This window comes from Maribellus maritimus (genome assembly GCF_022267315.1).
Lineage (GTDB): Bacteria > Bacteroidota > Bacteroidia > Bacteroidales > Prolixibacteraceae > Draconibacterium > Draconibacterium maritimum.
Genome location: NZ_JAIKLE010000013.1, coordinates 14,375 through 26,130 on the forward strand (window position 1 = coordinate 14,375; position 11,756 = coordinate 26,130).

Consider the following 11,756-nt stretch of genomic DNA (forward strand, 5'->3'; position numbering starts at 1 on the left):
CTCCACGGCCATACGGGGCCATACCGTCAGAAGCTCAAATAAGATGGCACGAAATGGAGTACTACAGTTTAATTTGTTATGGACTGAATACGTACACCGAAGAAGAATGGGCCTACGGAAATGTTGATCCAAAATTGTTTGATCCGAATGATCTAAACACCGACCAGTGGGCAAAAACAGCTTACGAGGCTGGCATGAAAGGACTAATTTTAGTTTGTAAACACCATGACGGTTTTTGTCTTTGGCCAAGCAAGTACACCGATTATTCGGTAAAAGCAACCCCATGGAAAGACGGACAGGGAGATGTATTGGGAGAGTTGAAAAAATCGTGTAAAAAATACGGGTTACATCTGGGAGTTTACCTGTCACCATGGGACAGGAATCACGCTAAATACGGGTACTCCGAATATGTAGAATACTATTACAACCAACTGGAAGAGTTAATGACCAATTATGGTGAAGTGTTTGAGTTTTGGATTGACGGAGCAAACGGTGGCACAGGGTATTACGGAGGTGCAAACGAAAGGCGTAATATCGATCGCAGAACCTATTATGGTTATGATTCTATTTTCTCAATTGTGCACAAATACCAGCCCGATGCAGTAATTTTTAGCGATGCAGGTCCCGGGGTACGCTGGGTTGGAAACGAAGCCGGGATAGGAAATGAAACCAATTGGAACACTTTTGATCCGGAGGGAAAATTTCCGGGAGAAAGTGAAAGTTTTGGAAAAAGGCTTGGTACAGGCGATAAAGGTGGGCCTCAATGGATTCCCGCAGAGGTAAATACAACTCTACTTTGGCCTAAAGCCTGGTATTTTCACACCGGCCATCAGCCACGAAGCCTATCCAACTTAATGGATTTATATTATACATCCATTGCACGCGGATCAACTCTGAACCTTGGTATTGCCATTGCTCCAAGTGGCCGTATACAGCACAGCGATGTCCGGGCTTTATTAAAGTTTAAAAAGCAGGTTGACCTTGAATTCAGTGAAAACCTTATTGTTGAAGCAACGCTTTCTGCCAGCAATACAAGGGGAAATTCAAAGAATTTTAGTATACAGAAATCCGTTGATAATAACACCAAAACTTACTGGGCTAGTGAAGACAGTGTAAAGGAGGCTACCATCGAGATTAATTTTGCAGTAGCTACGCGTTTTAACCGTCTGCTTTTGCAAGAATATATTCGTTTGGGACAACGTGTTAAAGCTTTTACTTTTGAAGTGGAACAAAATGGTAAATTTGAAAAAATTGCGCAGGGAACTACCGTCGGGTATAAACGAATATTACAAATGGATGAAATAACAACAACCAAAGCGAGATTAACTCTAAAAACCGATGCTCCATGTATCACGATTTCGGAATTGGGACTTTTCAATGCGCCTGTTTTAATCGATGATCCCGTTTTACACGTGTCCTTAAACAACACAGTTACTTTTGAAGAAATAGAGGGAGCAACCGTCTTTTATTCCTTAAAACCGAAACCGGAAGTAGAAGACTTTATTGCATACTCCTCTCCACTTATACTCCCCGGTGGAGGAGAAATACATTATTTTGCAAAAGCCGATTCTGGAGATTATTCAACAGATATTATTGACGAAGAAATTGGTATTTCCAGGGAGTTGTGGAAAACTGTTCCGGCAAATCTGATGAAAAATGCAATCGATAATAAAGCGAGAACTTTTGCTGACTCCAAATCCGGAGAGATTATAATTGACTTTGGAAGAAATGAAACGTTCGAAGGTTTTTCCTATCTTCCACGACAAGACGGAAAAAAAGAAGGCATAATATACGAATATGAGTTATATTGCAGTCGGGACAGTAAAAATTGGGGTTCTCCGTTGGCAACAGGAATATTTAGCAACATTGAAAACAACCCTGGTTTGCAAAAGTTAAAGCTAAAAAATAAGGTTACCGGAAGATTCATCAAGCTGATTTCAAAATCGGATGTTAAAAACAGCGACCTTGCAACTTTTGCTGAAATAAAGGTTTATTAAAAAATCAGGGAGGCAGACAACTCCTTTTCTGTTGCATCTGGCAGTAAAAAAAGAAAAAAGATAATCTTTGGAAATAAAAAAAATCAATTCGAATTAATAACTAAAAAAATATAAAGATGAAATACACAGCATTAATTATCACCTTACTATTTCTGTTTGGGTGTAAAAACAGTGGTAATGACACCTCGCATACCGTTGCCACTTATGGCAATGAGAATTTAACGGACCTGGTCAATCCGCTAATGGGAACTGATTCCGAGTTTTTATTATCAAACGGAAACACTTACCCTGCCATTGCGCGACCATGGGGAATGAATTTCTGGACACCCCAAACCGGAGAAATGGGTAATGGTTGGGGCTACACTTACGATGCGTATAAAATCAGAGGTATCAAACAAACCCATCAACCCAGTCCGTGGATAAACGATTACGCAGCGTTTTCGTTTATGCCGATCACGGGAGAATTAAAAGTGAATGAAGACGAACGGGCTTCCTGGTTTTCACACAAGGCAGAAACAGCCAAACCTTTTTACTACAAAGTTTATCTGGCAGATTATGATGTGACTGCCGAGGTAACACCAACCGAACGCGCAGCAATATTCAGATTCACATTCCCCGAAAATGAAAACTCATATCTGTTACTTGATGCATTTAACGGTGGTTCATCGGTAAAAATCATTCCTGAAGAACGAAAAATTATCGGCTACTGCCAAAATAACCACGGAGGAGTACCGGCCAATTTTCATAACTATTTTGTTGCAGTTTTCGACAAAGATTTTGAAGTCACTAAAACATGGAAAGAGGAAAATCTGGGTAATGCCAAAGAAGCAAAAGGAGATCACACCGGTGCAGTTGTTGGCTTTAAAACCCAAAAAGGTGAAAAGATAAATGTAAAGGTAGCTTCTTCATTTATTAGTCCGGAACAGGCAGAATTAAATTTAAGCCGTGAAATTGGCAGCAAATCATTTGAAAATATTTATTCAGAAGGTGAAGCCATCTGGGAAAAAGAACTTTCAAAAATAAAAGTTGAAGGAGGTACTGATGAACAACGCAGGACGTTTTACTCCAGCCTTTACCGCACCTTGCTTTTCCCGCGCAAATTTTTTGAAATTAATGCCAGTAACGAAATTGTACATTACAGTCCGTATAATGGCGAAGTCATACCGGGCTACATGTTTACCGACAACGGTTTCTGGGATACTTTCCGCGCGGTTTTCCCGTTTTTCACGCTAATGTATCCCGAGCTGAATTCACAAATAATGGCAGGCCTGGTTAACACTTATAAAGAAAGTGGTTGGTTACCGGAATGGGCAAGCCCCGGTCACAGGGATTGTATGATTGGTTCCAATTCTGCATCGTTAATTGCCGATTCGTATTTAAAAGGAATCAGAGGGTATGATATTGAAACGCTTTATGAAGCAATTGTAAAAAATACGGAGGACTGGATGGAGGATGTAAAATCAGTGGGAAGGTTTGGTGCTGATTATTACAATAAACTCGGGTATATTCCTTACGACGTAAAAATTAACGAAAACACAGCACGCACCCTGGAATATGCTTATGCCGATTATTGTATATGGAAACTGGCTCAGGAGCTGGATCGCCCACAGGAAGAAATTGACCTGTTCAAAAAACGCGCCCGGAATTTCCGTAACGTTTTCGATTCGGAGTATAATCTTATGCGAGGGAAAAATGAAGACGGAGTTTTCCAGTCACCATTTAGCCCTTACAAATGGGGAGATGCCTTTACTGAAGGAAACAGCTGGCATTATACGTGGAGTGTTTTTCAGGATATTGAAGGGCTCAAACAATTAATGGGCGGCGATGCCGGTTTTGTAGCTATGCTTGATTCAGTGTTTGTTGTTCCTCCTATTTTTGACGATTCCTACTACGGCTTTCCAATACACGAAATACGTGAAATGCAAATTGCCGGTATGGGAAACTATGCGCACGGTAATCAACCAATTCAGCATATGATTTATCTGTACAATTATACCAACCAGCCATGGAAAGCTCAAAAACATGTACGCGAGGTTCTTACTAAATTATATACTCCACAGGCCGATGGTTACTGTGGCGACGAAGACAACGGACAAACTTCGGCATGGTATGTTTTTAGCTCAATGGGATTTTATCCTGTTTGCCCTGGAACCGATCAGTATGTTTTTGGAGCTCCTTTGTTTAACAAAGTCACACTTCAGATGGAAAATGGAAATGAGTTTGTTATTCGCGCCGACAACAACTCAAAAGAAAACCTCTACATTGATGATGTAAAACTTAACGGGGAAGTATGGAACAAAAACTATATTACACACGAATTATTACAAAATGGCGGAGAGCTTGACTTTAATATGGCATCCTCGCCCAATAAAAATCGTGGAGCAGGGAAGGAAAGCTATCCCTATTCGATGACAAATGAAGAAGAGTAAAAAACTCTCCTGCCTTCGTCTGTGAAAAAATTATAAAAGATCCATCTTTATTTAAGAATAAAAAAAGATGGATTTTTTTCAAACAAAACACTTTTTCAGGAAAAAAGAAAACAGGAATAAGTGAAATCACCTACTCCTGTCTTTCTACCTAATAATCAACTTATACATTTTAAAACAAAAATCCGATATTCACTGAAGCCGATTTATTTCTAACATCATCATTATCTGCTATTTTACTTAAACCCATATCATAATTTACTGAAAGCTGTAATGCATTACTTTTACACACCGGAAATTCGAAACCAAGCTCAAACGACCATCCCAAATCAATATCGTTTAAATTGTCTAAATCGCTTGTTTGCCCCTTGAATTTTTGTTCGGCATTTATTAAATAAGCGCAGTACGGCCCTGTAGCAAAAAACAAACGTTGCCCATTTTTGAAACCGGCTTTTTCACTGGCTGAAAACTCCGCTTTAAGCGGTAAGGCCAGATAACTCAAGTTGTTTTGAAGTTTCGAGTCTTCACCCAAAACATCAGTTTTAGCTCCAATCGTTTTATATTCGATTCCCGATTTAAAAGCCAACCAGTTACTTGCCTCATACCTGCCGATAATTCCTGCATCAAAGCCGGTTCGCAAACCATCATTGTCAAAAACATTTCCAATATCAGATTGAGTAGAAGTATTTACTCCAAGCTTTATTCCCCATTGAAACTGGGCAAATAAATTGGGGCTAAAACTCAATAATACCATAACTAGCACCAAAAATTTTTTCCGGTTATTGTTTCCGCTTTTTTGAGATTTGTTTAATAAAAATCCTTCTTCTGATGAAGAAACCAGCCGGGTCCTCAATTCGTACTGGTCTGATTTTCTAATTTTCTGTTTCATTGTTTAACTGTTTATATTTCAAAATCTAATCATTTCGACGATTTTAGTCATTTAGTCGAATTTATAGCAAAATTTTTTAGGCACAAATACCATGAAATAAAATTTCCAACATGTCGTCAATTTCTTTTCTAAAATTTGTTTCCAAATCTTTTCCAACAATTAAGGGCACCTCTAATCCTTTCATTGCAATTAATACTGTCTTCGCTGTTAATTCGGCATTTAAACCTTTAAACTCTCCACCATCAATTCCATCTTTTATGATCTGAGTTATTGAATTAACTTCGCTTTCATCATAACGAATCCTGATTTTTTCTATAAAATCATAATTTGAAAGATATTCATCTTTTAACGCAACATAGAAATTTCCCCAATTTTTAAATCCTTCCATGCGTACAACAATATAAGAACGTAATTTTTCTTTAGCTGAACTACTCTCCGCTACTTTAGCGACAATTTCTGAGCGTAATACACTTGCCTCTTTTTCTACTACAGCCTGAAAAACTTCTTCTTTACTTTTAAAATAGTAATACAAAGAACTCTTTCCCTTACGCGCTGCATACGCAATTTCATCCATTGTGGTTTTTCTGAAACCGAAACGCATAAAAATGTCCTGCGCAACTGTAATTATATTCTCTTTAACTTCTGATTTCATATTACGACTTTTCGACTATTTTAGTTCAAAAGTACAACTTTTATTGAAAAACAGAACAGGTATTTCTATTTTTTTTAAAATATAAACTGAATGTTAATATAAAATCTAAATGCTAAAACTCAATATTAATTTCCCCTTAAATTGCAACAAATTTCCTTTCACATAAAAAATTTGTTTATACATTTGCCTCCAAATAATGAATGAACATTCATTTATTAATAAAATAAAAATGGCACGAATTACAGATCAAAACAGGATTGAAAGGTTAAAGCAATCAACAATGAAATTGGTTGTGGAACGAGGATTTGGTGGCGCCTCCGCATCATTAATTGCCAAGGATGCAAACGTAGCATCCGGATATTTTTATATGCACTACAAAGGTAAATATGAAATGGTAAATGCGCTGCTTCATGATGTTTACCAGGAGGTTGTTGAAAAATTTGAAGAACTAACCAGTCTTGATTCTACATTCACAGGCATTGTTGAAAATATGATTCGCCACTTTTTTAAGATGGCAAATACTGCCCCGAATAAACTCAAATTTCTTTATGTGCTAATGAACGATTACAGTTTTGTCATAGATGAAAAGCTACATGACGAGATATTTAAAATTCTGAATATTTTGGTGTACGATGGTCACTCATCCGGACAGTTGGACAAAAAAATTAGCCAATCTGACTTGTACCTGATTGTTGTAATCAACACCATCCAGTATATAAACCAACATTACAAAAACTCGAATAAAAGGGTCATTTTAAGGAAAGAAGATGAAGACCACCTTATTTATTTAACAAATAAAATTTTAAAAGAGCCAGGAAAATGAAAAAAAGAAAACAAACCATTTGTACCTTCTTTTTGGTGTTTTGCGGTGTTATCGTTTCATCCGGGCAGGAAAATAATCAAATGCTCACTTTTGAAGAAGCATTTCAAATGATGACCGAGCAAAATCCCGGAATACAACGCGCGAAACAACAAATCAAACAAAAAGAATACGAATTAAAGGCAAAAAAAGGATTGTACATGCCCCAGGTTTCGGTGAGTGCCAAAGCTGTCTCCATGTCAGACATGCTTCATCTCGATTTAACCCCAGTGAAAGAAGCAATTACGCCTCTGTACAATACTCTCGGCACATATGGTGTATTCAGCGGTGTCCCCAATCCCGATCCGGTTACCAACGCAGTTGTTCCGGTTTTACCTGATGACATGAGCACCGGTGCAGTAAGAGAAAAATTACTTGAGGCCGGAAATGAAATTAACAATGCAAACTGGGATAAAGTAATTCAGGAAAAGAATTTTGCAACAGTTTCAGCAGATATGATATGGCCTTTATTTACAGGGGGAAAAATAAAGGGCGCCAATGATGCAGCCAATGCTGAACTCGCGATAAGCAAAGAAGAACTGCGACAAACTGAGGGAAATCTGCTTACGGAACTTGCTACCCGTTATTACGGACTTACTCTTGGCATGCAGGTATTGAAAGTAAGGCAACAAATGATGAATATTGCTGAACAACATTACGTTGACGCACAAAAATTATTTGACAATGGAATGATTGCCAAAGTAGAGCTTTTACATGCCAGGGTTTCAAAAAATGAAGCAGAACGGCAACTAAAAGAAGCAAAACGAAATATTGAAGTTGTTCGCTCGGGACTGGAAGCGACGCTTTCGATTGACTCGATGTTTACTATTTTGCCTGCAAGCCACTTGTTTATCAATAAAGAATTACAGGGTATTTCCTACTGGGTAAACAAAGCATATGAGACAAATCCGCAACTAAAAAAAATTAATAAAAAAAGGGAGTTGGTGAACATAAACAATAAGGTGAACAAAGGAGAGTATTTGCCAACTATAGCTATGATTGGAAGCTATAATCTGGCCGAAAAAAATCTTTCGCCCTATATGCCCGACTGGATGATGGGCGTAGGTTTAAAATGGTCGGTTTTTGAAGGTTTAGGGAGAAAAAATAAAATAAAGGCAGATAAAACATTGGAAAGCCAGGTGAACTTTGCCGAACAAAAAGCATATTCCGATATAAAAGCTTACATAACCAAACTTCACGAAACCTTACAGATGCAAATGGAACAACGCAATGAACTGGAAAGTACGCTTGAGCTGGCACAAGAATACGCTGAAAGTACACAAAAAGCGTTTAAAGAAGGGCTGGCAACATCAACGTCAGTAATAGAAGCTTACACTAAAGTGACTCAGGTGAAAGCACTTCGTTTAAAAGTATTTTATAATTACGATGTTACACTTGCACAACTCATTCAAACAGCCGGTGTTCCGGAACAATATACTGCTTTTTGCAAAGGAAATAACACTATTACAGAATCATTAATCAATTAAAGAATCGATAAATCATGAATAAAAAAACGATAGCTACCATTCTTGTTGTCACAGCAGTTTTAGCATTTATTATTTACACTTTTACTGTTGTTTTGGAAAAAGAGCCAGTTGTTTTACAGGGAGAAGTTGAGGCTAAACAATTGAAAATAGCATCAAAAGTTCCGGGAAGAATTTTAGATATTGCGGTAAAAAAAGGACAAAAAGTCAATGAAGGAGATTTTATCTTTTCTATTGACAGTCCTGAAATTAATGCAAAAATGGCAGAAGCAACGGCGGCTCGTTCAGCAGCAAGCGCCCAAAGTAGGAAAGCACAGAACGGAGCCCAGCAGGAAGATATTACAGCAGCATACAGTACATATGTAAAAGCTGAAGCTGCGGCTCAATTTGCCGAAAAAACGTTTGAACGCATTCAGAATCTGTTTGAAGAAGGTGTAGTACCAGCACAAAAACGCGATGAAGTAGAGACTAAAATGAAAGCTGCCCGAGAAACGGCCAATGCAGCAAAAGCAATATGGCAAAAAGCAGAAAAGGGAGCACGCGAAGAAGACAAAGATGCTGCAGCTGCTCTTGTAAAAAGAGCTGATGCTGCCATTGAACAAGTACAGGCTTATCTTGACGAAACATCTGTCAACGCAATTTCAGGTGGTGAAGTTTCCGGCATAAACGTTGAAGAAGGAGAACTGGTTCCAACAGGGTTTCCGGTGGTTACCTTACTGGATCTCGAGGATATCTGGGTAACATTTTACATTCGCGAAGACTATTTGTCGCAATTTAATATGGGGAATACATTTAAAGCTAAAATTCCCGGTTTGAATAATAATGAATATGAATTTGAAGTAAGTTATATTAGTCCTACAGGTGATTTTGCCCGTTGGAATGCCACCAAAACATCCGGCGAATTTGATTTAAAGTCATTTGAAATTGAGGCCCGCCCGGTTTCAAAAATCGTTGGTCTGCGTCCGGGTATGACCGCCGTTGTAACTTTAAGTGAATAAATCATGAAAACGAAAAAATCCCTTTTTGCCGTAACAAAACGGGAATTAAGGCGGATTTTTCACAATCCGGCTTACCGTTTTCTCTTATTGTTAGGTCCAATCATCGGTATTGGCTTACTATTTTTTATTTTCCATAAGGGGGTAGTAAAAGAGCTGCCTGTTGCAGTTGTTGACCGAGATAATTCGACCTTATCGATAAAAATAGCAAATGCTCTCGATGCATCTTCCGACGCCGATGTAACCGTGCAAACACCTGATATTTTTAAAGCCAGGGAAATGCTCAAACAAGGTTTGGTTGAAGCAATAGTAGTTATTCCTTTCGAAACAGAAAAATCAGTTTTCCAGGGAATTCGGGCTGAGATTCCGGTTTACATAAATGGTACCAATGTTTTAAAAGCAGGCATTCTTCAACGTTCCGTTCTGACCACAATAAAAACCATTTCAGGTAGTGTACAACTTCAGAAATTAATGATGACAGGCAAAAACGAAGAGGAAGCAATGGCTCGGATTATTCCTGTAAATATCCAGCGACATGTCCTCTTTAATCCATTTACCAATTATTCATATTTCCTCAACTCTGCACTGATGTATGTGATGTTATTTCTATTTGTGCTGCTAAGTTCAATCTATACGCTGGGAAATGAATTAAAAAGAGGTACAGGTTTAGATCTTTTGGAAACAAGCAGAAACAGTGTTCGTTTGGCAATTGTTGGCAAACTCTTGCCTTATACCGTTATTTTTTCTGTTTTTGCTCTTTCCATCAATATTCTGTTATACAAAATCGAAGGAATGCCTTTAAACGGAAATTACCTCATAATCTTCGGTGCTCAGTTCGTAACCATTTTAACCTACCAGCTGATGGCTCTTATTTTTGTTGGAACAACTATAAACCTGCGTTTGGCCCTGTCAATCGCCAGTGCTTATTCCATGATGGGAATCACTTTTTCCGGTCTTACATTTCCGTTGGAAGCCATGCCAAAATTTGCACAAATTTTTGCTTCACTTTTCCCGTTTACATGGTGGCAAAAACTATTTATTTCGCAGTCACTCCGCGGCGCACCACTCAAAGAAGCTCTCCCCTACATCTGCTATATCCTTGTTTTTCTGCTGGTTTCTCTCTGTTTCATGCCTTTTTATAAGCATTACCTGGAAAACCCAAAATATTGGGGTAAAAGCTAAAAAAGTTGCTGAAAATAAAAACGGACATTATAAAAAATTAAGCAATGAAAACAATTCAAAATAAAATCAACGGATTCCAACTTACAGCCATTCATTTTTCCAAAGAATTAAAAACCATATTTACCGACAGTGGAGCTTTGCTCATCCTCATTGGAGCCGTGGTAATTTATCCCATTATTTATTCCATTGGTTATTATAATGAAGTGATGACAGACACAAAAATAGCGGTGGTTGACCAGGATCATTCTGAGGCCAGTCGAAAATATACAGTGATGATTGATGCGTCAAGTGAGTTGGAAGTTGTTTACAAACCGTTGGATTTAGTCAGTGCCGAAAATCTGTTTATGGTAAACAAAGTAAGCGGTGTAATTCTGATTCCCAAAAACTTTGAAAAAAATGTACTATCCGGCAAGCAGGCAAACGTTGCTGTTTACGCGGATGCCAGTTATTTTCTAAAGTACAGGAATACCATTTTGGCAAGTACATATTCCAATGCTTATTTTAGTGGCGGAATCTCCTTATTACACTACATGGCAGAAGGCCAATCTTTTCAACAAGCCAAAATAAGTAGCGATCCGCTGCCGGCATACACACATATTTTATACAATCCGTCATCAGGTTACGGGAGTTTTGTAATGCCAGGCGTAATTCTCGTTATTTTTCAACAAACGCTGTTAATCGGAATCGGATTACTGGGAGGCTCATTTTCTGAATCAAAAGCATCACCCTTTATCCTGCCCAAACAAAAAAGAAGAAAAGAAATAATTCCGTATCTGACAGGAAAAACAGGTGCATATATTTTCATTTCACTCTTTAATATTGCTTATGCTATTATTTTGGTTCATCATTGGTTCAAATATCCTGACAAAGCAAGTATTCCGGATGTTTTAATGCTTATGTTTCCTTTTCTTTTGAGTACTATTTTTCTTGGAATTGGAGTATCCACTTTATTCAAACACCGAGAGTCGGCGCTTATTTTTATGGTTTTTCTGTCACCAATAGCATTATTTTTAAGTGGATTATCGTGGCCTGCATCTTCCATTCCGCAATGGCTGGTTTCGCTTTCAAAACTAATGCCGAGCACAACGGTAATTCCGGCTTACCTCAGGTTAAGAACAATGGGAGTCAGTCTTACGGATATAAAATCAGAGATGGTATTTATGTATATCCAAGCTGTTGTTTACCTTATTCTAACACTTGTCTACTTCTTTGTAAGAGTAGACAAGAAAAGTAGAAAGGCTTAAAAAAAATAGAATCATATTACACAAATAT

The 11,756-nt window shown here is 38.0% G+C and carries 9 protein-coding genes; 7 read left to right on the plus strand and 2 right to left on the minus strand.

Annotated features, from left to right (window positions below):
- Positions 1-53: 53 nt before the first annotated feature.
- On the plus strand, positions 54-1,997 hold the full coding sequence (locus K5G00_RS12890) for an alpha-L-fucosidase (protein WP_238766571.1): 1,944 nt from the start codon (positions 54-56) through the stop codon (positions 1,995-1,997).
- 116 nt (positions 1,998-2,113) lie between these two features.
- Positions 2,114-4,426: a GH92 family glycosyl hydrolase gene (locus K5G00_RS12895; protein WP_238766572.1), complete on the plus strand. Its 2,313-nt coding sequence runs from the start codon at positions 2,114-2,116 to the stop codon at positions 4,424-4,426.
- Between the two features lie 169 nt (positions 4,427-4,595).
- On the opposite strand, the gene K5G00_RS12900 is transcribed toward K5G00_RS12895, so the two are convergent.
- Positions 4,596-5,312 carry a porin family protein gene (locus K5G00_RS12900; RefSeq protein ID WP_238766573.1) on the minus strand — a complete coding sequence of 239 codons (717 nt, stop codon included), beginning with the start codon at positions 5,310-5,312 and terminating at the stop codon, positions 4,596-4,598.
- 76 nt (positions 5,313-5,388) lie between these two features.
- On the minus strand, positions 5,389-5,964 hold the full coding sequence (locus tag K5G00_RS12905; RefSeq protein ID WP_238766574.1) for a TetR/AcrR family transcriptional regulator: 576 nt from the start codon (positions 5,962-5,964) through the stop codon (positions 5,389-5,391).
- Between the two features lie 229 nt (positions 5,965-6,193).
- On the opposite strand from K5G00_RS12905, the gene K5G00_RS12910 reads away from it, so the two are divergent.
- Genes K5G00_RS12910 through K5G00_RS12930 form a run of 5 tightly spaced genes read left to right on the plus strand, consistent with a single transcriptional unit; the run spans position 6,194 to position 11,728 of the window.
- The gene (locus K5G00_RS12910) at positions 6,194-6,787 is read left to right on the plus strand and encodes a TetR/AcrR family transcriptional regulator (protein WP_238766575.1); all 594 of its coding nucleotides are present in this window, start codon (positions 6,194-6,196) and stop codon (positions 6,785-6,787) included.
- Positions 6,784-8,310, plus strand: a complete 1,527-nt coding sequence (locus K5G00_RS12915; protein ID WP_238766576.1) for a TolC family protein — start codon at positions 6,784-6,786, stop codon at positions 8,308-8,310. The genes K5G00_RS12910 and K5G00_RS12915 overlap by 4 nt, the downstream gene beginning before the upstream one ends.
- Positions 8,311-8,324: 14 nt before the next feature.
- A complete protein-coding gene (locus tag K5G00_RS12920; protein ID WP_238766577.1) occupies positions 8,325-9,305 on the plus strand; it encodes an HlyD family secretion protein in 981 nt (326 codons plus the stop codon).
- 3 nt (positions 9,306-9,308) lie between these two features.
- Positions 9,309-10,484, plus strand: a complete 1,176-nt coding sequence (locus tag K5G00_RS12925) for an ABC transporter permease (protein WP_238766578.1) — start codon at positions 9,309-9,311, stop codon at positions 10,482-10,484.
- A gap of 44 nt (positions 10,485-10,528) precedes the next feature.
- Positions 10,529-11,728 carry an ABC transporter permease gene (locus K5G00_RS12930; RefSeq protein WP_238766579.1) on the plus strand — a complete coding sequence of 400 codons (1,200 nt, stop codon included), beginning with the start codon at positions 10,529-10,531 and terminating at the stop codon, positions 11,726-11,728.
- Positions 11,729-11,756 lie beyond the last annotated feature (28 nt).